This is a genomic window from Nocardia yamanashiensis NBRC 100130 (assembly GCF_001613325.1).
Lineage (GTDB): Bacteria > Actinomycetota > Actinomycetes > Mycobacteriales > Mycobacteriaceae > Nocardia > Nocardia yamanashiensis.
The window spans coordinates 316,142-339,375 of record NZ_BDCD01000007.1; the positions used below are offsets into that span (position 1 = coordinate 316,142).

Annotated in this window: 29 protein-coding genes; 19 read left to right on the forward strand and 10 right to left on the reverse strand. The window is 68.2% G+C overall.

All coding sequences use genetic code 11. The features are described from left to right. Positions 1–349 precede the first annotated feature (349 nt). From NY1_RS08200 to NY1_RS08225, 6 genes are all read left to right on the forward strand, one after another. Positions 350–787: a phage holin family protein gene (locus NY1_RS08200; protein ID WP_233434248.1), complete on the forward strand. Its 438-nt coding sequence runs from the start codon at positions 350–352 to the stop codon at positions 785–787. After that, positions 784–1,185 carry a DUF3618 domain-containing protein gene (locus tag NY1_RS08205; protein ID WP_067710016.1) on the forward strand — a complete coding sequence of 134 codons (402 nt, stop codon included), beginning with the start codon at positions 784–786 and terminating at the stop codon, positions 1,183–1,185. The genes NY1_RS08200 and NY1_RS08205 overlap by 4 nt, the downstream gene beginning before the upstream one ends. A 4-nt stretch (positions 1,186–1,189) precedes the next feature. Further along, positions 1,190–1,456 (forward strand): DUF4235 domain-containing protein, encoded by a 267-nt coding sequence (locus NY1_RS08210; RefSeq protein WP_067710017.1) that lies wholly within the window; start codon positions 1,190–1,192, stop codon positions 1,454–1,456. A 91-nt stretch (positions 1,457–1,547) separates the two neighbouring features. Next, positions 1,548–1,763, forward strand: a complete 216-nt coding sequence (locus tag NY1_RS08215) for a hypothetical protein (protein ID WP_067710018.1) — start codon at positions 1,548–1,550, stop codon at positions 1,761–1,763. A gap of 29 nt (positions 1,764–1,792) precedes the next feature. Beyond that, positions 1,793–1,984, forward strand: a complete 192-nt coding sequence (locus tag NY1_RS08220) for a hypothetical protein (RefSeq protein WP_067710019.1) — start codon at positions 1,793–1,795, stop codon at positions 1,982–1,984. 100 nt (positions 1,985–2,084) lie between these two features. Beyond that, positions 2,085–2,561 carry a hypothetical protein gene (locus NY1_RS08225; protein WP_067710020.1) on the forward strand — a complete coding sequence of 159 codons (477 nt, stop codon included), beginning with the start codon at positions 2,085–2,087 and terminating at the stop codon, positions 2,559–2,561. 45 nt (positions 2,562–2,606) lie between these two features. Here NY1_RS08225 and NY1_RS08230 read toward each other — a convergent pair whose 3' ends face one another. Continuing rightward, positions 2,607–3,512 (reverse strand): AraC family transcriptional regulator, encoded by a 906-nt coding sequence (locus NY1_RS08230; RefSeq protein WP_067710022.1) that lies wholly within the window; start codon positions 3,510–3,512, stop codon positions 2,607–2,609. A gap of 100 nt (positions 3,513–3,612) precedes the next feature. Between NY1_RS08230 and NY1_RS08235 the strand changes: the two genes are divergently transcribed. Further along, a complete protein-coding gene (locus tag NY1_RS08235; protein ID WP_067710024.1) occupies positions 3,613–4,677 on the forward strand; it encodes a saccharopine dehydrogenase NADP-binding domain-containing protein in 1,065 nt (354 codons plus the stop codon). On the opposite strand, the gene NY1_RS08240 is transcribed toward NY1_RS08235, so the two are convergent. Together NY1_RS08240 and NY1_RS08245 are read right to left on the reverse strand one after the other, a co-directional pair. Beyond that, the gene (locus tag NY1_RS08240) at positions 4,678–5,082 is read right to left on the reverse strand and encodes a nuclear transport factor 2 family protein (protein WP_067710026.1); all 405 of its coding nucleotides are present in this window, start codon (positions 5,080–5,082) and stop codon (positions 4,678–4,680) included. A 37-nt stretch (positions 5,083–5,119) separates the two neighbouring features. Then, positions 5,120–5,563: a winged helix DNA-binding protein gene (locus tag NY1_RS08245; protein WP_067710178.1), complete on the reverse strand. Its 444-nt coding sequence runs from the start codon at positions 5,561–5,563 to the stop codon at positions 5,120–5,122. 129 nt (positions 5,564–5,692) lie between these two features. Here NY1_RS08245 and NY1_RS08250 point away from each other — a divergent pair, with 129 nt between their 5' ends. The 3 genes from NY1_RS08250 to NY1_RS08260 all read left to right on the forward strand — a co-directional run bounded on the left by NY1_RS08250 (position 5,693) and on the right by NY1_RS08260 (position 7,930). Further along, a complete protein-coding gene (locus NY1_RS08250) occupies positions 5,693–6,310 on the forward strand; it encodes a TetR/AcrR family transcriptional regulator (RefSeq protein ID WP_067710028.1) in 618 nt (205 codons plus the stop codon). Between the two features lie 25 nt (positions 6,311–6,335). Continuing rightward, a complete protein-coding gene (locus NY1_RS08255; protein ID WP_067710030.1) occupies positions 6,336–7,013 on the forward strand; it encodes a DUF2625 family protein in 678 nt (225 codons plus the stop codon). A gap of 170 nt (positions 7,014–7,183) precedes the next feature. After that, positions 7,184–7,930, forward strand: coding sequence for an SMP-30/gluconolactonase/LRE family protein (locus NY1_RS08260; protein ID WP_218028326.1), 747 nt, complete (start codon positions 7,184–7,186; stop codon positions 7,928–7,930). A gap of 16 nt (positions 7,931–7,946) precedes the next feature. Here NY1_RS08260 and NY1_RS08265 read toward each other — a convergent pair whose 3' ends face one another. The 3 genes from NY1_RS08265 to NY1_RS08275 all read right to left on the reverse strand — a co-directional run bounded on the left by NY1_RS08265 (position 7,947) and on the right by NY1_RS08275 (position 9,608). Further along, positions 7,947–8,570: an antibiotic biosynthesis monooxygenase family protein gene (locus NY1_RS08265; RefSeq protein ID WP_067710032.1), complete on the reverse strand. Its 624-nt coding sequence runs from the start codon at positions 8,568–8,570 to the stop codon at positions 7,947–7,949. An 89-nt stretch (positions 8,571–8,659) separates the two neighbouring features. Continuing rightward, positions 8,660–9,343 carry a GAP family protein gene (locus NY1_RS08270; protein ID WP_067710034.1) on the reverse strand — a complete coding sequence of 228 codons (684 nt, stop codon included), beginning with the start codon at positions 9,341–9,343 and terminating at the stop codon, positions 8,660–8,662. A 31-nt stretch (positions 9,344–9,374) separates the two neighbouring features. Further along, on the reverse strand, positions 9,375–9,608 hold the full coding sequence (locus NY1_RS08275) for a hypothetical protein (RefSeq protein ID WP_157762110.1): 234 nt from the start codon (positions 9,606–9,608) through the stop codon (positions 9,375–9,377). A gap of 586 nt (positions 9,609–10,194) precedes the next feature. Here NY1_RS08275 and NY1_RS08280 point away from each other — a divergent pair. After that, positions 10,195–11,121: a terpene synthase family protein gene (locus tag NY1_RS08280; RefSeq protein WP_067710038.1), complete on the forward strand. Its 927-nt coding sequence runs from the start codon at positions 10,195–10,197 to the stop codon at positions 11,119–11,121. 64 nt (positions 11,122–11,185) lie between these two features. Here the strand turns inward: NY1_RS08280 and NY1_RS08285 are convergent, their stop codons facing one another. Then, positions 11,186–12,184 (reverse strand): helix-turn-helix transcriptional regulator, encoded by a 999-nt coding sequence (locus NY1_RS08285; RefSeq protein ID WP_067710040.1) that lies wholly within the window; start codon positions 12,182–12,184, stop codon positions 11,186–11,188. Between the two features lie 121 nt (positions 12,185–12,305). Between NY1_RS08285 and NY1_RS08290 the strand changes: the two genes are divergently transcribed. The 6 genes from NY1_RS08290 (at position 12,306) to NY1_RS08315 (ending at position 17,768) form a co-directional block, all read left to right on the forward strand. Then, positions 12,306–12,719 carry a VOC family protein gene (locus tag NY1_RS08290; protein WP_067710042.1) on the forward strand — a complete coding sequence of 138 codons (414 nt, stop codon included), beginning with the start codon at positions 12,306–12,308 and terminating at the stop codon, positions 12,717–12,719. A 105-nt stretch (positions 12,720–12,824) separates the two neighbouring features. Then, on the forward strand, positions 12,825–14,063 hold the full coding sequence (locus NY1_RS08295) for a thiolase family protein (RefSeq protein ID WP_067710044.1): 1,239 nt from the start codon (positions 12,825–12,827) through the stop codon (positions 14,061–14,063). A 46-nt stretch (positions 14,064–14,109) separates the two neighbouring features. Beyond that, positions 14,110–14,709, forward strand: a complete 600-nt coding sequence (locus tag NY1_RS08300) for a GyrI-like domain-containing protein (protein ID WP_067710046.1) — start codon at positions 14,110–14,112, stop codon at positions 14,707–14,709. Between the two features lie 46 nt (positions 14,710–14,755). Beyond that, positions 14,756–15,535, forward strand: coding sequence for a M50 family metallopeptidase (locus NY1_RS08305; RefSeq protein ID WP_084534755.1), 780 nt, complete (start codon positions 14,756–14,758; stop codon positions 15,533–15,535). 114 nt (positions 15,536–15,649) lie between these two features. Beyond that, entirely contained in the window at positions 15,650–16,459 is an 810-nt protein-coding gene (locus NY1_RS08310) for an SAM-dependent methyltransferase (protein ID WP_067710048.1), read from the forward strand. A 37-nt stretch (positions 16,460–16,496) separates the two neighbouring features. After that, positions 16,497–17,768, forward strand: a complete 1,272-nt coding sequence (locus NY1_RS08315) for a sensor domain-containing diguanylate cyclase (protein WP_067710050.1) — start codon at positions 16,497–16,499, stop codon at positions 17,766–17,768. On the opposite strand, the gene NY1_RS08320 is transcribed toward NY1_RS08315, so the two are convergent. Continuing rightward, entirely contained in the window at positions 17,765–18,556 is a 792-nt protein-coding gene (locus tag NY1_RS08320; protein WP_067710052.1) for a phosphatidylethanolamine N-methyltransferase family domain-containing protein, read from the reverse strand. The genes NY1_RS08315 and NY1_RS08320 overlap by 4 nt on opposite strands. Before the next feature lie 124 nt (positions 18,557–18,680). Here NY1_RS08320 and NY1_RS08325 point away from each other — a divergent pair, with 124 nt between their 5' ends. Continuing rightward, positions 18,681–19,685, forward strand: coding sequence for a TY-Chap domain-containing protein (locus NY1_RS08325; protein WP_067710054.1), 1,005 nt, complete (start codon positions 18,681–18,683; stop codon positions 19,683–19,685). Here NY1_RS08325 and NY1_RS08330 read toward each other — a convergent pair whose 3' ends face one another. Further along, a complete protein-coding gene (locus tag NY1_RS08330; protein WP_084534756.1) occupies positions 19,686–21,152 on the reverse strand; it encodes a cytochrome P450 in 1,467 nt (488 codons plus the stop codon). 92 nt (positions 21,153–21,244) lie between these two features. Here NY1_RS08330 and NY1_RS08335 point away from each other — a divergent pair, with 92 nt between their 5' ends. Then, the gene (locus tag NY1_RS08335) at positions 21,245–21,892 is read left to right on the forward strand and encodes a TetR/AcrR family transcriptional regulator (RefSeq protein WP_067710056.1); all 648 of its coding nucleotides are present in this window, start codon (positions 21,245–21,247) and stop codon (positions 21,890–21,892) included. 10 nt (positions 21,893–21,902) lie between these two features. On the opposite strand, the gene NY1_RS08340 is transcribed toward NY1_RS08335, so the two are convergent. Then, positions 21,903–23,222: a phytoene desaturase family protein gene (locus NY1_RS08340; RefSeq protein ID WP_067710058.1), complete on the reverse strand. Its 1,320-nt coding sequence runs from the start codon at positions 23,220–23,222 to the stop codon at positions 21,903–21,905. Positions 23,223–23,234: the final 12 nt, after the last annotated feature.

Consider the following 23,234-nt stretch of genomic DNA (forward strand, 5'->3'; position numbering starts at 1 on the left):
CCTGGATCAGCGTGTCGGAAACGAGCTCCTGGCAACTCTCGCCAGACCTGCCTGACAGCCGAGCGGGGGGGCACCGAGGCCTGTCATCCATCAACGCATCACGTTAGTCGGAATGATGGACCGGCCACCACCTTTTGCCGAAACACTTACGACCCGACTGCCATTCACCGCGTTGGCCGATACCCGCTGGATAGCGCGAGAGGCTGCGCGGACGTCACCCCGGGCAGACGGGTCGCGAGCCGGTGGTTACCCCGTGTTAGACGCCCAGGTTTGGGTAGGCGGTTGACAGAGGCGTTCGGGGCTGACCGGACGTGACCATGGAGCGACAGCGAATCCGGAGGTGATCGCCGTGTCGAGTGTGCAATCGCAGCACATCGGAGCCGGGCCGGCTACCCACAATCCTGACCAGGAGACGGTGGGTGAGCTGGTGCAGCGGGCTTCGCAGCAGCTGACCGAGCTGGTGCGCGGGGAGTTGAGGCTGGCACAGGCCGAGATGAAGGAGAAGGGGAAGCGGTACGGGGTCAGCGGCGGGCTGTTCGGCGGTGCGGGCGTGGTCGGGTTCCTGACCTTGCAGGCCTTGGTTTTCACCGCGATCGCGGCGCTGGCCGTGGAATTGCCGGTGTGGGCGTCGGCGCTCATCGTCACCGCGGCGCTCGCGGTGATCACCGCGGTGCTGGCGCTGGCCGGTCGCAAACAGGTCGGTCAGGCCACACCGCCGGCGCCCGAGCAAACGATCGAAACCGTCAAAGCCGATATCGCGCAGATCAAGGAGAGCGCACAGCGATGAATCAGCCGGACCCGGAACAGCAGACCGCGGCCACCGTCGACGAACTGCGTGAGCAGGTCGAGCACACCCGCGAAGAACTCGCGCAGACCGTCGAAGCGCTGTCGGCCAAGACCGATGTCAAAGCCCGCGCGCACGACAAGGCCGAGGCGGCCAAGCAGCAGGCCGCCGCCAAGGTCGATCAGCTGAAGGACAAGACCGCCGACGCCGCCGAACAGGCTCGTGCCCGGACCGCGCAGGTCGGCCGTACCGTGCGGGACAAGACACCGGAACCGGTGCGGCACAGGACATCCCAGCTCGCCGACCAGGCCCGCAACCACCGCGGACTGGTACTCGCGGGGGCCGGTGCGGCCGGCCTGGTGACGACGGTGTGGGTGGTGCGCCGCCGCCGGAACGGATGAACCCATGAAAGCCACCAAAATCGCCTACAAACCGGTCGGCCTGATCCTGGGCATGATCAGCGGACTGCTCGCCGGCGCGGCATTCAAGCAGGCCTGGAAGCTGCTCGGCCACGACGAAACCGCACCCGAAGCCACCGACGAGGAGCGCAGCTGGCAAGAAGTCCTCCTCGCCGCCGTCATCCAGGGCGCGATCTTCGCCGGCGTCAAAGCCGCCGTCGACCGCGCCGGCGCCACCGCCACCCGCCGCCTCACCGGCACCTGGCCCAACTGAATCGCACTGATGGGTATCAGCCCGCCGCCCGGCTGACCGGCGGCACCCCAACCGGCTAGGCTGCGAGGAAATTCGGCCTAGGGGAACCACAGTGACGAACTTGATCCTGGTGCTGGCGGTCCTGGATATCGTGGCGATGACGGTACTGGTGATCGTCTATCGCATCCCGCCCTTGTCCCGACGACTGCAGACAGCGCTTGTCGCACAAGGGTATTGGCGATCGACGTGGCCCTCGACCCGGACGATGATCCCGCCGCTGCTGCTCGCCCTGGTGGGCGTACTGTGGGCACTCGTACTCCTGTTGTGACGAAGATGGAGGATCGCTTGTACCGTCAAATGCTGAATGTCATTGCCGGCGGCGCGTTTACCGTCACGCTCGCCCTGCAACCCGGAATCGCCGGTGCGGCAACCGACGAACTGCCGGCCGCACCGTCGACCACTACCGCGACTCCGATCACCGCACCGTTCGACCCGATCTGCCCGCTGTGCTTCATCCGCGAATTCCTCGAAAGCGGTTCCGGGCGCTGACAAACGATTCGAATCGAGCGTGGCTTACTCACTCCGCATGTGGTCAGGGCGGGTGCCGAGGAGGCTGGGAGGACGGTTGTGGGTGGCTTAGGGTCGAGGAGTGGATAAGCCGCCGTTGTATCGGAAGGACAACACCACTGCGCGGGGGGCGCGACCGCGCGGGGGTGAGTACCGGCATCGGCGCAATACGAAGCGGGTGGCGAATTCCGATGTGACGCAGGAGGGTATGGGGCGGGTGGAGCGGCGGGGGCGTGATTACACGCCGCTCTTTCGGTTTCTGTTGTCGAAGGTGGGCTCGGATTGGGAGGGCACGTATGCCGAAGCTCAGTCTCGGCTTGATCAGAGCGAACCTATTTTCTGGCTGGTGGCGGTGCGGGAAGCTGACCGCCGGGACTATGTGCGGGTCAGTGAGTCGACCTACTACAGCGGGCTCTATGTCGCCGACGACGGAACGCTGCAGGTTGTGAACCCCGGTATCGATGCATCGAGCTTGGAGCCTCGGTGTGGGTGCTGCACCCACACTTTCAACGGCGTGCGGTTCACCAGGCCGGCTCCGTCGGGTTCGTCACCGAGCTAGCAACCAGCCCGGGGTATCGGAACCTGCGTTGGGGCGCTTGTGTTTTCAGACCGCGACGACGGCGGGCGCGTCCTCCCCGCGCCGGTATTGGCCGGGCGCGAGCCCGTATTCGCGTTTGAATGCCTTCGCGAAGGCGAACTCGCTCTGGTAGCCGACTTTGCGGGCGACGCCGGACAGTGGGGTGTCGGTGTCGCGGAGCAGGCGCGCGGCGGTGAGCATGCGCCAGCGGGTGAGGTAGGACAGGGGTGGTTCGCCGACCGTGGCGGTGAAACGGCGGGTCAGGGTGGCTCGGCTCACGCCGGCGACGGCGCTGAGGTCGGGTACCGTCCAGGCTCGTTCGGGGGCGTCGTGGATGGCGCGCAGGACGGCCAGGACGTCGGGATCGGTGAATGCTCCGGCCCAGCCGGTCGGGGTGGCCTGGTTTTCGAACCAAGTGCGCAGGGCGAAGAGCAGCAGGGTTTCCAGCAGGGCCGGGACTGCGGCATCGGTGCCGGCGCGTGGTTGCGTGAGTTCGGCGGCAAGGATGTCCAGGAGGCCGCGCAGGCGCGGATCGGTGTCGGGGCGGATGTGCACGAATTCGGGCAGCTCGTCGAGCAGTGGGTGGCTGCGCTGACGGCCGAGTGCGTATGCGCCGCACATCAATTCGCTGCGCGGGCCGGGGCCGGTGAGCTCGCGGGGTTCGCCGATGTGCGCCTGTTCGGTCACGGGGCTGTCGAGGCTGTCGACGAGTACGTGGTCGGAACCGCGCGGCATGAGGATCACGTCCCCGGCGCCGAGTGCGATCGGTGCGCCGGTGGGCGGCACCAGCCAGCACGAACCGGCGAGCACGACATGGAATCCGGTGCCCGGCACCACGGGGTAGCCACGACCCCACGGGGCATGGCGAATGAACATTCCGCAGGTAGGGGCACCTGTGCGAATGGCGGTGATGGTTTCACTGAGCACGTCCACGCCGCCAATCTAGTGACCGGCCGGCCGGTGAGTCATTCGGGCATCGAGCTGAGCCGTTGAGCCATTCAATCGCGGCGAGCAGCGCCATAACTTCGTTCTCATGACGAACACCGCGAAGCACTCGAACCCCCAGCACCCCACCATCGCCGTCTACGGAGCCACCGGCCACACCGGCGGTTACGCCCTGCACGAGCTCCGCCGCCGCGGCATCACCCCGATTCTGGTGGGCCGCAACGACACCCGGCTGCGCGCCGCCGCGACCGCCGCGGGCATGCCGGACGCCGAGATCCGGATCGCCGATCTGGACGACCCGGCCGCCCTGACCGCCGCGTTCGCCGATGCCGACGTGGTCATCAGCACCCTGCCCGCCTACGTCACCTTCGGCGAACCGGTGCTGGCCGCCGCCATCGCGGCCGGCGCGCACTACACCGACACCTCCGGCGAGCAGTTGTTCCTGAAGAAGGCGTTCTACGAGTACGGCCCGCGAGCCGCGGCCGCGGGGGTGACCATTCTGGCGGGCATCACCAACAGCAACCTGCCCGGCGATCTGCTCGCCCATTCGGCCGCGCGGCGGGTGCCCGCACCGGCCGAGATCGTGATGAGCCTGGTGACCCGCGGCACCGGGTCGGGGTCGCGGGGCAGCGCGGAAACCGTGCTGGCCGGGCTGGATTGGTTCCGGGCGGGCGGCTGGCACTACGAGAGCGGCGAGCTGCGCACCGGCCCGATCGATCGGCACACCCTGATGACCTTCCCGGGCGACGCGGAGCCGACCGCGGTCGCCAAATTCCAGCAGCCGCCGGTGCTCACCATCCCGCGCCACACCGACGTGTCCTTCGTGGCGGGCGTCGTCGAAGCCGAAATGCTCACGCAGCTGGCCGGTTTCACGCCCGAGCTGCTCGAATCGCTGCCCGAGCCGAGCACCGATCTGCGGTACGAGCTGGTGCTCGACGCCATCGGAACCGACGGCACCACGGTCCGCGGCGTGCTGACCGGGCCGGACGCGTACCGGGACACCGCGATCATGGCGGTGGAGGCGGCGGTTCGCCTCGCGGGCGGCGGGACCGAACCCGGCGCCCTCGCGCCCGCCGAGGCCTTCGAGCCCGCCGATTTCCTGAATTCCCTTGCACCGCTGGGCATCACCTGGACGATCGAGCGTGTGCGGTGATCAGTCCTTGCGAATCCAGGCGGGCACGACCTGTACCTCGCTGAGCCGCCAGCCCGATGCCGTCCGGGTCGCCGTGCAGACCTGCCGGAGACCGGCGGCCTGGTGCGGCGGCTGACCGTCCCGGTAGTAGAACACCAGCGAGTTGCCTTGGGCGGCAGCGTGATCGCCGTCGACGGTTACCAGCAGGTCGGTGGTCGTGTGCTGGCTGCGTTCCCCTTCTACTTCGCCCTGGCGCATGAAAGCGACGACCTTGTCGATGCCCTGGACTTGCACCCGGGGCGAGTTGACCCGCACGTCTGCGGCGAAGACGGTGTGGGCGTCGTCCCAGCGCCGCTCGTCCAGGAGGAGCGCGAAGCGGGCGAACAGGTCGCTGATCTCGATGCGGTCGGCGGTCAGGGTGGACATGGCTTCCTCTTTCGTTGGGGTGGTGGATGTTCCGGCTTCAGGCGCGGGCCAGTTCCTCGGACATGCGGGCGGTGATGGTGGTCAGGACGCGCGCCGCGACGGCCAGGTCCTCGGGGTCGATCGCACCGTAGGCGGCCTGAACGATCGCGCCGGATGTGGCACGGACCTGGGCGGTCAGGGCGGCGCCCGCGGCGGTCACCCCCAGCTGCTCTCCGGATGCGACATCCAGCAGGCCTGCCGCCAGTAGCGCCGTCACGGCGAGGTCGACGTCCGCCGGATTCCATTGCGTCATACCGGCGATGCGAGCGACGTGCGCGGTCCGTTCGATCGGCCCATCCGCGGCGACCGCCTGGTTGAGGGTGATCCACTGCTTCTCGTCGAGCGTGGTGCCAGCCAGGGCGCGGGCCAGGACCGCGGTGTGATGCTTCTCGGCCTGGCCGATGATCGACGGGTTCAGGGTGGTCGAGGCGGTGGTGCTCATGGCGATCTCCTGCATCAGGGGTGTTCGTTGACGACTCAAATTCTGACACCCAGTTCCACTCGTGCGCAAGTCTCAATTGAAACTTAGTTTCTTTAGATCCCAAGGTTCATGAGGCGTTAGGATCACGGCATGCCCACCACCGACGCCCTGCCGCTACGCGAACGCAAACGAATCCGCACCCGCCGCGCACTCGCCGACACGGCACTGCGGCTGTTCACCGAAAAGGGTTTCGCCGCAACGACAGTGCAGGAGGTAGTGGACGCCGCCGAGGTCTCGCGCAGCACCTTCTTCCGTGCCTTCCCCACCAAGGAGGATGTGGCGATCGAGGCCGAAACCGAGCTCTGGACAGGCTTTCTCGACGCCCTCACCGGACGGAAACTCGACGGCCCGGTCCTGGCCGCGCTGCACGACGTACTCGCCGATGCCGTCCACGCACTCCCGGAAGACTGGGACCGGCGCTACATCGCCACCCGGCGACTGATCCTCACCGCCCCCAGCCTGCTCGGCCACGTCGGCTACACCCGAACCGGCGTGCAGAAACAAATCGCGGACCAACTCACCGCAACCCTCACCCTCCCCGCCGGGGATCTACGCCCCCGCATCCTCGCCGAAACGACCACCACGGCCTGGAGCATCGCCGGCCGAGACTGGGTCGCCACCGACGGAACCGGCGGCCGGACCGCCCTTCTCGACCGATTGCGCGCAACATTCGACGCCGTCCCCACCGCCCTGAACCTCTCGGCCTAGGGCCGAGCCTGCCAAGATCGATCGGGTGAGTAACGTTCGCTCGATTCGTGAGCTCGTGGAAGTCGATGATCCGGCCTGGCCGTCCTTGCGAAAGTCCTTCGCGGGCGCGAAAGTTCCGGTCGAGGTGCTGGCGGTGGATCCGGAACAGGCGCGCCGGACGCTGTTCCGGTTGCAGGTGACCGCGTACTCCACGCTCGGAGCTTTGGCTCTGCACACCGGCGGGCTGGTGGTCGACCATGGATGGCTGCGGATTCTCGGGGGTGGGTACGGCGGTTTGCCGAACCTGGCCGAGGTCAACGGAATCGGCGAGCCCGGGAGCGAGGATCCCGGGGTGGGCTGGCTGACAGTGGGTTTCGATGTGCTGGGTGGACGCTTCGCCGTGAACGGAGGCGGGTTGCCGGGGAAGGCCGGGGAGGTCTGTTATCTCGGGCCGGAGACCTTGCGATGGGAGCCGATCGGAGGTGGGCATTCCGCGTTCGTCGCGTGGGCGGTGCAGGGCGGGGCCGACCGGTTCTATGGCGAGCTGCGGTGGCCGGGTTGGATCGAGGAGGTCGCAGCGCTTGCTCCCGAGGACGGGTTGTCGGTGTATCCACCGTTGTGGAGCGCGGAGGGGCGCGACATCGGGCAGAGCAGCCGGCGGAGTTGTCCGCTGATCGAACTGGCGGCGTTGCACCTCGATCTTGCTGGGCGCGAGGAGGGATGAGGTAAGGGCGATTAGTTTCGGAGCGTTGGTTCGTCATCCAGATATCGGGATCGTTCGAGTCGGAGGTGGCGTATGACGGGGCGGCTGTTGGAGTCGGCGGTGCTGGTGGAGGGGTTGGCGCTGGGTGAGTCGCCGCGATGGCATGGGGGCGGTTGTGGTTGTCGGATTGGATGACGGGGGAAGTGCTCAGCGTGGATTCGGCGGGGCGGGTTGCGGTGGAGTTTCGGATGGAGGGGTTGCCCTTCTGTTTCGATTGGCTGCCCGATGGGCGAATGCTGATCGTGGACAACAGTTCGGGGCGGAAGGTGTTGTGCCGGGAGGGCCGGGGTGGGCTGGTGGCGTATGCGGATCTGGCTGGGGTCGACGAACATCCGTGGAACGAGATCGTGGTCGATGGGCGAGGGAACGCTTACGTCAACGGAATCGGGTTCGACATGATGGCCGGGGAGGAACCGTCGACGGGGGTCATCGCGCTGGTGACGCCGGAGGGGACGGTTCGGCAGGTGGCCGATGAACTGTATTTCCCCAACGGGATGGTGATCACCGCGGACGGGTCGACCTTGATCGTGTCCGAGTCGCACGCGAAACGATTGACCGCCTTCGATATCCGGCCGGACGGCAGCCTCGACCGGCGCCGGGTCTGGGCCGAGGTCGATGGCCATCCGGACGGAATCTGCCTGGATGCGTCCGGGTCGGTGTGGTGCGCGGCGATGACCGGGTGCCTGCTGATCGCGGAGGGCGGGGCGGTGCTCGCCGAGGTTCCGCTCGATCGCAGCCCGTTCGCCTGCGCGCTCGGTGGGCCCGACGGCTCGACGCTGTACGTCGTCGCGGCTCGATGGGAAGGAACCGAGGGCATGGACGTGCGGCGGCGGACCGGGCAGGTGCTCACCGCGCGGGCGCCGGCGCCGCGACCCTGACGGCGCCGCCGCGGGGTTACACCAGTTCGGGGACCCGCAGGTGCGCGAGTGCCAGTTCGAATTCGCAGACTTCGACCACGCTGACACCGGTCTGGCGGGTGGTCTGGTCGCGGAGGGCGGTGGCCTGGGCGCGGTTCTGTTTCAAGGCGTCGGCGGAATCGTAGGTGGCGCACGAGACGGCATAACCGGATTCGCGATCGACCAGCAGGCTTGCGCTGCAGAATCCTTCGAGCGCTTCCATGCCCGGCAGGGACATGACTTTGTAGCCTTCGATGGCGGCGTCGAGGCGATCCGGCTCGGTCTTGACCCAGACCGCGCGGACGCAGGCCCCGGGCGGCGTGTGATGGTTGCGGTGCAGGACCGCGATCTCCCATTCCTCGACCTGGGGACTGCCGCCGAACATGGTGGCGGCCTGGTCACGCATGGAACGGACGCGGGCCGCGCTGGCGCGCATCAGCTCCTCCGATTCCCACGCGGTCGTCACGATGCAGCGGCCGGTCTGCTGCCGATCGATCAGCAGGGACAGCCCCACGAAACCTTCGAAGGATTCCAGGGCGGGCAGGATTTCGTCGCGGACGTGCGCGGTACCGGCGTCGATAGCGGACAGCCGCGCGTGAATGGTGGTAGAGCGTGCGAACACGACCCACCTCCTCGGTGCTCAGGGCAGCACCCCGGCGGCGCCACCGGTGCACCTCACACTGCTCCTTCGCGATGCCGGTGACAAGGGACTCAGAGCGCCGAATAATTCCGGACCGCGTCGAGGACGAGCAGTGCGCCGCAGAGCAGGAAGACGATGCGAACCGACAGCGGACCGTAGCGGTTCAGGCCTCGCACGAGAGCGCGGTAGCCGCGCTGGGCCCGGGGTGAGCGACTGGTCGCGGTGATCAGCACGAGCAATGGCGGCAGCAGTGCGATCAGGCAGTAGGCGACGACGATCAGCGGCCACAGCGCGGGCCGCGGCTCACGGACGGTGAGCATGGCCAGCGCCGCGAGGTAGGGCACCGCGGTCGGCGCCTGCCCGAGCCCGATGCCCGCGCCGAGCAGGCCGAGCCACAGCGGACGGCGGCGCGCTTCGATGGCCCAGGACGGCATCGACCCCATCGAACCGCCCGACAGACGGACCCCGCCGAGCAGCAGCAGGATCGCGCCGACCACCAATTCCGCCCAGTATCGGACGGTCGGGGTGATGTCGAACTGGATCAGGTCCGTCAGGAAGCTCAGACCCAGCACCGTGACGATGCCGAATGTGGTTGTGACCGCGAATATCCCGGTGATGAAACTCAAAGCCCCGGGCACGGGCGAGCGCCGGCCCAGGCGCGAGTCGACCACTACCGCGGCGGTGATCCCGATGTTCAGGACGTGCAGTGAGTCCAGGAGGGCGAACCCCGCGAGCGCTAGTAAGAAGGTCAACATGGCCCTACCGACCATACGGTAGGGAACGCGGTCAGCCGCCCTGCAGGCGGACCTCGGAGTCGAGCAGGGCCGCGTATTCGACGAGGGCGGATTCCTCCGGGTCCGGTCCGAGCCGGGCCTCCACCTGGGCGCGGTCGATCAGGATCATGCCGGGCGCGTCGCCGGCGGGGACGACTTGCGTGCGGCCTTCGGCCAGCACCAGACAGGCATCAGGGTTCGCTGCGGCCAACAGTCTCCGCAGATCCGAGGCGGTGACGGTATCCATGGTCATATTCTGCGCGCCGCCGGACCGTGCCGCGGCGGCGCCCCGCCGAACGTCAATGTCGGGACCGCGGGGCGGCATCGTTTGCATAACGCTTCGCACTCCGGCCGTTTCGTGCTTCAGCAAACTCGGGCGAATGTCCTGTTCAGCGTGATCGATCGGCGTTCGCGCACGCGGCCGAGGTCATCGAGCGCCGCGAAGTGGACCTCGGACCGACTTCGGGTGATCTCTGAAGTCGTTATGCCGCAGGACAGTTCGGCACATTTGGTCAGGAGATACCCACCGGTTGCTCCCCATCGGCCGGTATCTCCGGATATGATCGACAGTAGGGCAGCTGTCACCTCCGGGTTCGCGAACTCCTCGCAACCCATTGAGTCCCAAGGGATTCGGCGAATTCGGAGCAACGGTATCCGCGAGAGATCCGCCCCTGGTCGTTACGCCTTCGATAGCCCGTTACCGCCCCTGACGAACGTAGCTGGGAAACAATGGATTTCTCGGCGGACGATCAGGGACGGACGGTCCGGCGACTCAGGACCGCGCGGCGCCGGCTGCTTCTTCTGATAGCTGCCACGCATGCGGAGGAAGTCTGATGAAATCACAGCGCCAGATGAAGGAAATCATGGCGGCGGTCGAGCGCCTGCCCCATGAGGAAGTATTCCCGAGCCCCCACGTCGATCATGTCCGGAAACAAGTGCTGCGCTGGGCCCGGCGGCACGGCCTCGACGGCGGCGGGCATTTCGAGCGAACCTGTTGCTGGAGTTGCGCCGCGTACGCACTCCCCGACGCGCCGGTCCAGGTGATCGAGCTGGCGGCCAAGCTGATCGGCTGGATGTTCCTGTTCGACGACGTCTACGGCGAAGGCACGGATCCGACCGCGGCCATCGAGATCTTCGATGCCTGCGAGCGGGTGCTGCGCGGCGAGCAGCCGCGATCCGACAATCGATACCTGGTGGCGCTCAGCGATTTCCGCGAGCAGTGCGCCCGCTTCGCCGGGGAGGCGTGGCTGGACCAGTTCGCCACCGATATGCGGATGTTCTTCCACGGTTGCCTGTTCGAGATGCCGTACCGGCAGATGGATCTGATGCCCTCACCCGGCGCGTACCGATACCTACGTACTTTCAGTATCGGCCTGTTCCCGCCCTTCGACCTGATCGAGCTGGCCTACGGCGAGATCGCCCCCGCGCACCTGCGCCTGTTCCGCGATGTCCGCCAGACCAGCGCCGTGCTGTGCGCCATCGTCAACGACCTGTACTCCACCGTCAAGGAAGACGACTCGCTCAACTACGTGACCGTGCTGCGCGCCGGTACGAATCTGACTGTCGCGCTGGAGGACATCGTCGAGCTGTACACCGAACTGCTCGACGAGCAGGCCGCCCAGATCGCCGCCCTGACGGCGCTGCCGGAATTGAGTCCGGCGGAACGAAGAGTCGCGCGCAGCCTGCGGGCCTGGGTGCACGGCAACTACGCGTGGACCAAACTCTGCAGCCGCTATCACCCGCCGGCGATCGCCGTTTGAATCACCCGATTGCTTCTCGGCCGCGCTCATCGACTCGAGCGCGGCCGAAAAAGTGTTCCGGGCACTAGGTTTCGATCCGTGTCGCGGGCGTAGCCGCGGCCGTGTAGCGGCGGGCCAGGCGGGCGCACGCGGCCGCGAGTTCCGGCGGGGAGAGGATGTCGAACTCGGCGTCGAACCTGCCGATCATGGTGGCCAGGCTGATCCACGACCAGGAGCCGAGGAGCAGGCGGGTGCGGTCCGGGGCGAGTTCCTCGGCGACTTCGTCTCCCAGGTACGGCGCGATCTCGGCGATGGGCAGGTGCAGGATCACTTCGCCGCGGCAGGGCCAGCCGGCGCCCGCCTCCGCGCCTCGGAAGCGGCCGGTGAGGAAATTGTTCAGGTCGCCGCCGGCGAGCTCGCGGGGGACGAAGCGCGGACCGGCGGGGGTGCGCGGGGTGATGCGGTCGGCACGGAAGACGCGCCAGTCGGCGCGCTCGAGATCCCAGGCCACCAGATACCAGCGCCCGGCGCGGACGACGAGATGGTGCGGCTCCACGCGGCGCGGCGGACCCGGTGCACGGTCTGCCGTGCCGGACGGGGAGGCGTAGTCGAACCGCAGGACCTCGCACGCATGCACGGCGGCGCCGATCGCCTCGAGGACTTTGCCGCTCACTGGCGAATCCCGCTGCGTCGTAGGTCTTTCGACGGCGGTGACGGTCAGGCTGTCGACGCGGTTGCGCAGGCGCGCGGGCATGACCTGGCGCACGGTGGCCAGCGCCCGCGCCGCATCCTCGGCGATGCCCGCGCCGGAACCGCCCGCCGTCCGCAGCGCCACGACGAGCGCGACCGCCTGTTCGTCGTCGAAAAGCAGTGGCGGCAGGCGGGTTCCGGCCTCGAGCCGGTAGCCGCCGTCCGGGCCCTTGAAAGCCGCTATGGGATACCCGAGTTCGCGCAACCGGTCCACATCGCGGCGCACGGTGCGCGGGCTGACCTCCAGGCGTTCGGCCAGCAACAGGCCCGGCCAGTCGCGGCGCGCCTGCAACAGCGACAGCAACGCCAGCAGTCTCGCGGAGGTCTTGGGCACGAACTCGAGTCTGCCAGTAGTAGCGGACACATCCTGTCCGCTACCGCTGCGAGAGTCGTCTCGGGCCCGGGATACGGGACGATCCGGCGGCGACGAGCCGCGCATCCGAAAGGTGAACCGCATGTCGATCCAGACCACCACCCACCTGAACTTCCGGGGCGAGGCGCGTGCGGCGCTGGAGTTCTACCGGAAGGTCTTCGGCGGCGACTTGGTCGCCGTCACCTACGCCGATACCGGGAACGTCCCGGACGGGACCACGCCCGAGCATGTGATGTGGGGACAGGTGCTCGCGCCCAACGGTTTCCATGTCATGGCCTACGACGTGCCGGGGCCGCTCCCCCATCGGCCGGGCGAGAATTCCTTCTTCGTCTCCGTGCGCGGGGAAACGGCGGAGGAGATCGCGGGCTACTGGGACGCCCTGTCCGAGAGAGCGGCCGTCCGCATCCCGCTGGGTCCGTCGGGCTGGGCGCCGGCCTACGGGATGCTGCGGGACCGTTTCGGCGTGATCTGGGTATTGGACGTCGCCGCCGGGTAGTCGCGTCCGTCGATATCGCCGGAATCGCCGGAATCGAGGCAAGATCGATAACGGCGGCCGGCGGCTCGCCCGGGCCGCAACCCGAAGCCTTCGAAGGAGATCGTGATGACGGAAGCGTATGTGCTCGGCGGGGTCCGGACCCCGTTCGCCCGCTACGGTGGCTCGCTGTCGCATATTCGGACCGACGATCTGCTGGGCATGACCATGAAGGGCGCGTGCGAGCGGGTCGGGGTCGGGCTGGATCAGATCGAGGACATCGTCGCGGGGTGTGTGAATCCGGCGCACGAGGGCATGGGCGATGTGGCGCGGTGGGGCGCGCTGGCGGCGGGGTTCCCGGACAGCGTGGCCGGGGTGACGATCAACCGGTTCTGCGGATCGTCGCTGAGCGCCACCATCAATGTCGCGCATGCCATCAAGGCCGGGGATCTGGGCGTCGGGATCGCCTGCGGCGTCGAGTCCATGTCGCGGTCGGGGTGGGCGTACATGAAGGGCGATTCCCCGTTCGGGCCGCGCGGTCCGGTCATCCTGCTCGACACCATGTGGGCGGGTGCGGGCGGTCCGGCCAATCCGGCGCTGCTGGCCCGCAACGCGTACATCGGCATGATCGAGACGGCGCAGAACGTGGCCGACCGGTACGGGCTGACCCGGGAGGAGATCGACGCGTTCGCGCTGCGCACGCAGCGGAATGCCAAGGCGGCCAGGGATTCCGGGCGACTGGCCAAGGAGATCATGCCGGTCGAGATCGCCGGGAACCGCAAGACGCCCGCGCGGCTGTTCGAGCACGACGAGTTCATCCGGGACGACACCACGGCCGAACGGCTGGCGGCGCTGCCCCCGCAGCCGGGGACCACGCAGATGACCGCCGGCAATTCGACGCCGCTGACCGATGGGGCCGCCGCCCTGGTGCTGGCCTCGGGTGAGCGGGCCGCCGAACTCGGGGTCGAACCTCTCGCGCGGGTGGTGTCGTCGGCGGTGTACGGCATCGATCCGCTCTTCATGGGCCTGGCTCCGGCGTGGGCGCTCCCGCTCGCCATCCAGCGCGCCGGGCTCACGCCCGAGCAGATCGACGTGTGGGAGGTGCACGAGGCCTTCAGCGCCCAGGCGCTCGGCGTGCTGCGCGAATTGCCCAATCAGCTGGGCGGATTCACCATCCCCGACGAGAAGCTGACCCCGAACGGCGGCGCGGTGGCGATCGGCCACCCCTTCGGCGCCACCGGGGCCCGCTACGTCCTCACCCTGGCCACCGAACTGCGCGAACGCAATGCCCGCTACGGCGCGATCGGCGTGTGCATCGGCTCCGGCCAGGGCGTGGCCATCGTCCTGGAGAATCCCGCCGCCGCCTGAACGCGGTATTGACTGTCCCGTTGCTGGAGGGTTCAGAATCGCTCCCATGGACACGCTGAACCTCCGGACCGAGTACCGGCAGCTCTACGCCCCACGACCGGAGCCCCTCCTGCTCACGGTCCCCGAGCTGCCGTTCCTCATGATCGACGGCAAAGGCGATCCCGACGGCCCGGAATACGCCGCGGCCGTCAGCGCCCTGTACGCGGTCGCCTACGGCATCCGCGCCCTGCTGAAATCAGCTGGCACAGTGCTCTATTCGGTCCCCCCGCTACAAGGCCAATGGGACGGTGGCCCCAGCGCCGACCGCAGCGACTGGACCTGGACCATGATGATTCAGCAACCGCCCCAAGCGGATCCGGCCACCGTGACCGAAGCCTTCGCGATAACCCGCAAGAAGAAACCGAACCTACCCGTCGACCAGGTCCGCTGGGACCTGTTCGACGAGGGCGAATGCGCCCAGATCCTCCACATCGGCCCCTACGCCACCGAACCCCCGACCCGAGACCGCCTGCTGGCCTTCCTCACCGACCAAGGCCGCACCCTCCGAGGCCGCCACCACGAGATCTATCTATCCGCCCCGGGCCGGGTCGCACCGGAGGCAATGAAGACCCTCATCCGCTACCCGGTCACCGCGTCGCAGCACTGATCCCGATGCGGTGGTCGTTCACAGCATCGGCCGCTAATCTGCGGCGGTGAACACCGCAGAGTTCGTGGAACGGGGCAGTTCGATCTGGGAGCGGGTGACGGGGACGCAGACTCCGCCGCCGTGGCAGTTGGTGGTGGGGACGGGGGTGGTGGCGCTGGTGCTGGTGGCGTTCCGGCCTACCTGGCGGCTATTGCGGAATATCGTGACCATCGCGCACGAGGGTGGGCATGCGTTCACGGCGTTGCTGACGGGGCGGCGGTTGAACAGCATTCGGCTGCATTCGGATACCAGCGGGCTGACGGTGTCTAGCGGGAAACCGTATGGGCCGGGGATGATTCTGACCACGGCGGCGGGGTATCCGGCGCCGGCGTTGGTGGGGCTGGGGTATGCGGCGCTGCTGGGGGCGCATCGGATCACGTTGATGCTGTGGCTGACGATCGTGCTGCTGCTGATCATCCTGCTCAAGGTGCGCAATGTGTACGGGGCGCTGTCGGTGCTGATCACGGGTGGGATCGTGTTCGCGGTGTCGTGGTTCGGGACCGATACGGCGCAGGCGGCGCTGGCGTATCTGGCGGCCTGGTTCCTGCTGCTGGCGGCGGCGCGGCCGGTGGTGGAGCTGCAGCGCAACCGGGCGCACGAACCGAATTCCGATGCCGACCAGCTGGCCCGGCTGACCCGCATCCCGGGCATCCTGTGGGTGCTGGTGTTCGGGGCGATCGCGGTGGGTTCGCTGCTGCTGGGCGGACGGCTGCTGCTGGCCGATGTTCGGGACCTCCCCTGGAACGAGAACGGTATCGCTGCAAGCGTTCTGGAGAACGGCGGCTAACATCTGGACTGCACCGTCCGGATGATCGGGAACGCGGGATCGGCCGGATCGATTGCGGGCCCGCCTCCCGAGACAGTCGGCCGGGTTCGATTCGTTGTCGCAGGAGGGTTTCGGATGGAAAGACCGGCGTGGGCCCCGGAGGGCGTGGACATGACTCAGGCGAGTCCGGCGCGGATGTACGACGCGCTGCTGGGGGGCTCGCACAATTTCGAGGTCGATCGCCAGGCCGCGGAAATGGCCAAGAAACTGGTGCCGGATCTGCCGCGGGTGGCGCTGAGCAATCGCGCGTTCCTGCGCCGGGCGGTGCGGTTCCTGGTGGATTCGGGGGTGCGGCAGTTCCTGGACATCGGCTCCGGGATCCCGACCGCGGGCAATGTGCACGAGATCGCGCAGGAGCTGGATCCGCAGTGCCGGGTGCTCTACGCCGATATCGATCCGGTGGCGGTGACACACGCGCGCACCATCCTGAGCGGTAACGACCGCGCCGACGCCTTCGAGGCCGATCTGCGCAAGCCCGCTGATCTGCTGGAGCGCGCCAAGGCCACCGGGCTCATCGACGTCGACCAACCGGTCGGTGTTCTGCTGGTGGCGGTCCTGCACCTGGTGGCCGACGAGGAACGCCCCGGCGAACTCGTCTCCGCCCTGCACGACGCCGTCCCGCCCGGCAGCTTCGTCGCCATCTCCCATCTCACCTCCGCCACCCGCCCGGAGGACGCGGCCAAACTGGGCAACAATGCCGCCCAGCAGAACAAGATCGGTATTCACTTCCGCTCCCGCCCCGACATCACCGCCTTCTTCGACGCCTGGACCCTGGTCGAACCCGGCGTGGTGGAATTGCCGCAATGGCGTCCCGAATCCGACCGGGACCAGCACGAGACACCGGGCCGCTCGCTCGGTTTGGCGGGCGTCGGCCGGAAAGACTGAGCAGGCGAATCGAGTTCGCGGCAAGGGGGTGAGACCGGTGGGAGCACACGAGCTGGCGGTGCGCTGGGCCGACATGCTGGACGGCGCGGTCGCGCCGACCTTGACCCGGGACCAGGTCGAGGAGCTGCTCACCGGTTTCGCCCCGCGCCTGCTGGCGGCGGTGCGCGGCGCCGCGGACATGTCCGCCGCCCGTGAAGTCGCCGCCGCCCTGGTGGCCGCCAACTATCGCGATCCGCTCGCCGTGCACCGCTCGGTGCTGGTGCTGTGCAAGGACCTGGTCACCGCCGCCTGCCCGGACCAGGACCGCGCCGACTACTGGCCGGTGCGCGAGCGGGCCATCGAACTGGCCGCCGAATTCGCCGCCGAGTTCAGCGCGGGCCTGCGCAGCGCGGCGCTGGCCGAGCACGAGACCACCCTGACCGCCGCGCTCACCGCGGTCCGCGAGGCCGAGGCGCGAAGGCAGTTGTCCGAGGCCCGATTCCAGGCCATCTTCGAGGGCGCCTCGGTCGGCATCGGCACCATCGATGTCACCACCGGGCTGGTGGTGGACGTCAATCAGGCGATGGCGGACGCGCTGGGCCGCCCGGCCGCGGATATGCCGGGCCGCTCGGTCGCCGACATTCTCGGCCCGGAGAACCTCACCGCCGCCTTCGAGCAATTCCAGCGCCTGCTGGCCGGTTCCATCGACCGCTTCCGGATCGAGACCGAGCACGCCCGCCCCGACGGCGCCAAGACCGTGGTGGACCTGTCCATGACCGTGGTCCGCGACAGCGCCGGCGCACCCCGCTTCCTGATCGGCGTCACCGTCGATGTCACCGAGCGCAAACAGCTGGCCGATCAGCTCTGGCACGACGCCCACCACGATTCGCTGACCGGCCTGCCCAACCGCCTGCTCTTCTTCGATCGGCTGCACGCCGCCAGCGGTCAGGTCGGCGTCTGCTACCTGGATCTGGACGGCTTCAAGGAGATCAACGACCAGCGCGGCCACACCGCGGGCGATCAGGTGCTCTGCGATGTGGCGGCCCGGCTGCGCGCCACCCTCCCGGACAAGGCGGTGGTGGCCCGCCTCGGCGGTGACGAGTTCATCGTGCTGGTCGAGAACTGCTCCGGCCCAGCCGAACTGGACGATGTGGTGGAGCGCCTGCTGAGCGCGCTGCGACACCCGTTCGATGTGGCCGGGCTGGCGGTGACGGTCGGCGCAAGCATCGGCACCGCCCTGGTCGATACCGATGCCACCGCCATCGACGAGCTCATGCACGCCGTGGACAGCGCCATGTACCGGGACAAGGCGCTGCGGCACGGTCGTTAGATCACGAACGGCACCAGGGCTTTTCGATCGGCCGGGTAGTCGGGGAACTTCTCCTGATACCACTTGTGGGTGGCGAAGGCGCGCGGCACCAGATTGCCGAAGGTGATCAGGAAGATGATCACGCCCGGCAAGGCCCAGGTCAGCAGCGCGAACCCGGCCCAGGCCAGCAGCTCGCCGAGATAGGTGGGGCTGGTGACGAACTTGTACCCGAGCCCGAACGGGATCCGGTATTCCGTTGCGCCCGGGTTGTTCTTGTCGCGCAGGTTCCGCACGATCGCCTCGGAACTGGTGAGCAGGGCGAATCCACCGAGGTAGACGACCAGGCCGACCAGGAATCGCGGATCGGTCAGCCACTCGGTTCCATACTGTCCGAAGTAGTCGTGGCTGAAGAGCGCACCGTTCAGATATCCGTGCAGCGAGGTGACGAGCATGCCCATGCCGAGTACGGATACATTGAAACTGCTTCGTTTTCCGGGTACTTGGCGAATGGAGAGGGGGAAGAACCATCCGCGATTGGCGTAGTGCAGAATCCAGATGGCCGCCAGCACCAGCGATGTCGGCTCGAACCGGTTGGGCCCGGTCAGGTACGCGACGGCGAACACCACGGTGGCCGGAATCTCCATGAGCCACCAGCCGAGCTTCGGATTGAGGTTCAACCCGAGCTTGGCGGTGGCGAAGCGGCCGTACGGGCTTTGCGCGAACAGTCCGCCCACCAGCACGAACGCGGTGAACGCGAGCGCGATCGTGAGCACGGTGTCGTAGACGGTATTGCCGGTGTACCAGTGCATTCGTGGTCCTTCGTCGTAAAAACTAGAACAGGTTCTACCATGGCGGCGGCCTCGTCCGATACCCGTGGCCGGGCATGGGCCAGAACCGACGGGTAGGTTGGCTAGAACCCGGAGGGAGGCGTTAGTGGGTGCAGAGGGTTGGGAACTGCTGCTGAAGTCGATGCCGAATTTCCTGGAGGAGGACGTCGAGACCCGTGAGCCCGGACTCGAATGGAACCCCCGATTCATCCAGGTCCGCGACGAACACAGCGGGCGGCACGTGCATTTCGCGCAGCAGGGCAATGACATCGACGTCATCATCGCGGTGCCCGACGACGCCGCGGACGCCGAGCAGCTGCTGGCGATCCTGCAATCGGAACCGGACGGGGTGTGGGATCCGGTACCGCTGCCATTGGAATCCGATTCCACCGCACCGGATCCGCAATGGCGGGCCGTGCAACGGGTCCGGCAGCAGCCGCGGCTGGCGCGCGAATGGGGCACCGGCTGGCGGCGCGGCGCGCCCCTGGAACACCGGCGGCGGATCGCCGATTCGGTGGTGACGGTGCTGCGCGAGGGCATGAGCGTGGGCGCGGACTCGCTGCGGCTGTGCGCCTGGAACCTGGACGCCCCCGAACCCGGCGGGCACGGCCTGGCCTCGGACCGGCCGAGCGAACGCGGCGCGCCCGTATCCTGCACGGACTGGGCCGATTTCGAGGCGCGGCTGAGCTGGGCGCTGACCACGCTGCCCTGGGACGGCGTGATCAATCTGAGCACCCCGCATCCCGGACCGGATCCGTGCTTCATCCAATTCCTGCACGGGCGGCAGCTGTTCAACGAGGCCAGCGGCTGGGATGTGGCCGGATTGGGCGCGGGCGAATTCGACCGGCGCATGCGGGATCTGGGCTGGAGCTTCGCCCCGCACAGCGTGCCCGGCGGCGCGGCGCTGATCTGGGAGGGACCGCTGGCCCAGGCGGGCTACAACCCGCAGTTGCGCGGCGCGCCCCGGCGCACGGTCACCACGTTCCGGGAGGTGTTCGCGGTGGGGCATCCGCAGGATCTGGTGTTCCGGGCCTTCCGCAACGGCCGCCGCCGCGATCCCGATCTGCGCTATCTGGATGTGGAGCTGGGCATTCCGCGCGATGTGCGGTGATCAGATCCGTTCCAGCCGGATGGGCAGGCCGTCACCGGGTTTCGGCCCGGTGCCGGCCACCAGCGGCACCCGGTATCCGTCGGGAACGCTCCAGCGATAGCCCAGCAGCATGCGGTGCAGCACCGCCTTGACGGTCATGCCGCCGAAGTAGCGCCCGATGCACTTGTGCGCGCCGCCGCCGAACGCCGGCCAGGCGAACCGATGCGATTTGTCCTCGGCACGAGCGGGTTCGAAGCGGCCCGGGTCGAAAACGTCCGGGTCGTGCCAATACTCGGCGGAGCGCATCAGGGTGTGCGGCCCGGCCATGAGCAGCGTGCCCTTCGGAATGTAGTGTCCCTGGATCTCGGTGTCCGCGATGGCCTGCCGCACCAGCTGTCCCACCGGTGCGTGCATGCGCAGGATCTCCCGGAAGGCCAGGTCCAGACCGGGCAGCCGATCCAGGTCGGCATAGTCGAGCACGGGTTTCCCGAGGGCGCGCGACTCCGCGCGCAGGCGGTCCTGCCATTCCGGCGCGCGGGCGAGTTCGTAGCCGAGCATCGAGATGGCGATGGTGCTGGTGTCGTGCGCGGCCATCATCACGAAGATCATGTGATCGATGATGTCCGCGTCGCCGAACGATTCCCCGTCGTCGGTCTCCGCCCGGCAGAGCACGCTGAACAGATCGTCGCCGTCCCCGGCGCGCTTGTTGCCGATCTCGCGCCGGAAGTACTCCTCGAGCACCCGCCGCCCGCGCAGCCCCCGATGCCACACTCCCCCGGGCAGATTGGTGCGCACGATGGCCTGGCCGCCGTGCACCGCGGCTTCGAACGCGTCGGAGAGCCGGGTACCCTCCGGCCCCAGTTCCGCTCCCGCGAACACCACGGTGGCCTGTTCCAGCAGCAATTCCTTGACCCGGTCGTAGAGCAGGAACCCGGAACCCGGCTCCCACGCGTCGATCCCGCGCACGATGCGCGGCGTGGTCAGGTCGAGATAGCCGATGAGCCGGGTGCGGGTGAACGCCTGCTGCAGGATCCGGCGGTGGTAGGCGTGTTCGTCGAAGTCCCGCAACAGGATTCCGCCCTTGAAGAACGGGCCGATCAGGAATTCCCAGCCCTGTTGCGCGGAGAACACCCGCTTGCGATCCAGCAGCAGGTCCTCGACGGCGGCGGGACTGAGCAGGCCCACGATGGGGCGGCCGAAACCGCCCATCCACTGCACCGGGCCGTACCGCGCGGTGCGTTCGCGCGCGAAACCGATCGGGTCGGCGAGATTGCCGAGGATGTGGCCGATGCCGGGCGGCCCGAAATCGCCCATGACGGGCCGTAATCCGCTGCCCGGCGGCGGCTCGGCGAGTGCGCGCGGCGGCGACGGATAGCGTTCCAGCAGCCGGTGCGCGCGTTTCTGTATCCGATGGTTCAACCGCGAGCGCGCGTGCGGGTCACGCAGCGGCGCGGGCAGCCGGAAATCCGAGGGCACAAGGAGATTCATCGTCGGTCTCCCTTCGGGACGCCATTCCACGGTATCGGAAACAAATGTTTCCGTAAACGGTTGTTTCCGGACTTCTGTGTCAAGCTGGGTGGGTGACGCGCGCTTTTCAGGGGACCTATCGCGGCACCTCCACCGACGAACGCCGGGAGCAACGCCGCCGGCGGCTGCTGGACGCGGCCCTGGAGATCGTCGGCACGCAGGGGCTGGCCGCGCTGACCGTGCGCGGGGTGTGCGAGCAGGCGCGGGTGGGGCCGCGGTTCTTCTACGAATCATTCCCGGATCTCGACACTTTGGCGGGTACTTTGCTCGACGAAGTACAGGGCGCGGCGCTGGAACAGGCGCGCTCCACCATGGCGGCCACGCCAGGCGATCCGGCGACCAAGATCCGCGCGGGGGTGGCGGCGCTCATCGTCGCGGTCACCGACGATCCGCGGCGGGCCAATATCGCCTTCGCCCAGGCCTATGGCAGCGCCGAGCTGATGCGCCGCCGCTTCGAGGGCATGCGCAAGGTCGCGCAGGTCATCATCGAGCAGACCCGGTTGCTGCTGGACATTCCCGAGGGCGACGACACCGCCATCACCGCACTGGCGCAACTCATCACGGGCGGCGCCGCGGAATTGATCCTGGTGTGGCTGGACGGCGGGCTGAAGGTGGAGCGGCCGGTGCTGATCGAGATCGTGGCGGACTACGTGGTGGCCATGGTGGGACGGCTTCCCGGCATGGCCGAGAAGCTTTCCTAGCCAACACGATTCAGGAACCCGCCACCGCGATTCCGGGCCCGCCGGCGCGGCGATGGATCTCCTCCGCCACCAGCCGCGCCGTTTCGGCGCAGGCGCTGGTGCCGCCGTCGGTGTATTCCTTCACCGCGTCACCGACATTCCACAGGTTAGGAATCGGCGTCTCGCGCGGCAGGTCGTAGCCGGGGACGGCGCGCTGGGGCGGCCAGTCGTCCCGGGTGACATTGATCGACAGGATCCGCGCGGCATCGAATCCGGGTAGCTGTTCGCGCAGATCCTGTAGCACCAGCGCGGTTTCGGCGTCGGCGTCGAAGTCACCCACCGAGGGTTTGGGCACCCCGCTGCCCACGTAGAGATGCCAGCCGTCGGGGGCCATCTCCGGGCAGGTGGCGGTGAAATTCGCGACGTAGCAGAGCCTTCGGGTGCGCGCGAAGCCGAGCAGGCCCGGCGCGGTCACCAGGGGTTCGCGGCTGGCGAAGTTCACCGAGATCATGGCGCTGGGCAGGTCCCGTTGCAGCACCGTGCCGACGTAGTCCGCCGGGAAGTGCTCGAGGCCGACCAGGTCCAGGGTGGCCGACGGCCCGATATCGCTGACCGCGAAACGGCATGTGATGTCACTGATCTCGGCGCCCTTCCGGATCCTTGCCCCGACGATCCGGCCGTCCTCGACCAGTAATCGCTGCACTTCGCTGTCCAGCCACACCGCGCCGCCGTCCCGCTCCACCGCCTCGGCCAGCGCCCGCCACACCCCGATGGTGCCCTGCGGGCAGAACCCGAACTTCTCCAGCGCCGGTTTGTGCGTGAAGTAGTTCAGGAACACCCGCGCGGGCAGTTCCTCGGAGCCGACGGCGAAGACCGAACCGCACATATTGCGGAAGATCCCCAGCACCGCGTCGTTCCTGGTGTACCGCCGCACCCATTCGGCGGTCGAGAGTTCCCGGCCCGGCTCGTCGCCGGCGTGCGCGGCGTCGAGCTCGTCGAGCATTTGCGCGCCCTGCCGGGCCAATTGCGCCAGCAGCAGGCCCCAGCCGCCACCGGTGACATCCACATCGCGGCCGCCGATCCGGTACAGGATCGGCGGATCCGCCGGTCGCACTTCGAATTTCGCGCCCACCTCCGCGAAGGTTTGCTCGGTCACCCCGCCGAGCTCGATGACGATCGCGCCGTTGTTGACTGTGAAACCGTCGATCATGTCGGTGGAGGCGCGTCCCCCGACCCGGTCCAGACGTTCGGCCACCAGGGTGCGGTAGCCCAGGTGCGCGAGCCTGGCGGCGGCACACAAACCGCCTGCCCCGGCTCCGACAACCACTGCGTCCCAACTGTTCTCGCTCATGGCGAGGCTCCT

Excerpts from the sequence above, each read along its gene's own strand:
- NY1_RS08250 (WP_067710028.1), top strand. The coding sequence starts at position 5,693 with ATGCCCACCACCGACGCCCTGCCGCTACGCGAACGCAAACGAATCCGC.
- NY1_RS08320 (WP_067710052.1), bottom strand. The coding sequence starts at position 18,556 with ATGCACTGGTACACCGGCAATACCGTCTACGACACCGTGCTCACGATC.
- NY1_RS08330 (WP_084534756.1), bottom strand. The coding sequence starts at position 21,152 with ATGAATCTCCTTGTGCCCTCGGATTTCCGGCTGCCCGCGCCGCTGCGT.
- NY1_RS08290 (WP_067710042.1), top strand. The coding sequence starts at position 12,306 with ATGTCGATCCAGACCACCACCCACCTGAACTTCCGGGGCGAGGCGCGT.
- NY1_RS08340 (WP_067710058.1), bottom strand. The coding sequence starts at position 23,222 with ATGAGCGAGAACAGTTGGGACGCAGTGGTTGTCGGAGCCGGGGCAGGC.
- NY1_RS08210 (WP_067710017.1), top strand. The coding sequence starts at position 1,190 with ATGAAAGCCACCAAAATCGCCTACAAACCGGTCGGCCTGATCCTGGGC.
- NY1_RS08235 (WP_067710024.1), top strand. The coding sequence starts at position 3,613 with ATGACGAACACCGCGAAGCACTCGAACCCCCAGCACCCCACCATCGCC.
- NY1_RS08300 (WP_067710046.1), top strand. The coding sequence starts at position 14,110 with ATGGACACGCTGAACCTCCGGACCGAGTACCGGCAGCTCTACGCCCCA.
- NY1_RS08245 (WP_067710178.1), bottom strand. The coding sequence starts at position 5,563 with ATGAGCACCACCGCCTCGACCACCCTGAACCCGTCGATCATCGGCCAG.
- NY1_RS08280 (WP_067710038.1), top strand. The coding sequence starts at position 10,195 with ATGAAATCACAGCGCCAGATGAAGGAAATCATGGCGGCGGTCGAGCGC.
- NY1_RS08275 (WP_157762110.1), bottom strand. The coding sequence starts at position 9,608 with ATGGATACCGTCACCGCCTCGGATCTGCGGAGACTGTTGGCCGCAGCG.
- NY1_RS08260 (WP_218028326.1), top strand. The coding sequence starts at position 7,184 with ATGACGGGGGAAGTGCTCAGCGTGGATTCGGCGGGGCGGGTTGCGGTG.
- NY1_RS08310 (WP_067710048.1), top strand. The coding sequence starts at position 15,650 with ATGGAAAGACCGGCGTGGGCCCCGGAGGGCGTGGACATGACTCAGGCG.
- NY1_RS08295 (WP_067710044.1), top strand. The coding sequence starts at position 12,825 with ATGACGGAAGCGTATGTGCTCGGCGGGGTCCGGACCCCGTTCGCCCGC.
- NY1_RS08240 (WP_067710026.1), bottom strand. The coding sequence starts at position 5,082 with ATGTCCACCCTGACCGCCGACCGCATCGAGATCAGCGACCTGTTCGCC.
- NY1_RS08220 (WP_067710019.1), top strand. The coding sequence starts at position 1,793 with ATGCTGAATGTCATTGCCGGCGGCGCGTTTACCGTCACGCTCGCCCTG.
- NY1_RS08205 (WP_067710016.1), top strand. The coding sequence starts at position 784 with ATGAATCAGCCGGACCCGGAACAGCAGACCGCGGCCACCGTCGACGAA.
- NY1_RS08270 (WP_067710034.1), bottom strand. The coding sequence starts at position 9,343 with ATGTTGACCTTCTTACTAGCGCTCGCGGGGTTCGCCCTCCTGGACTCA.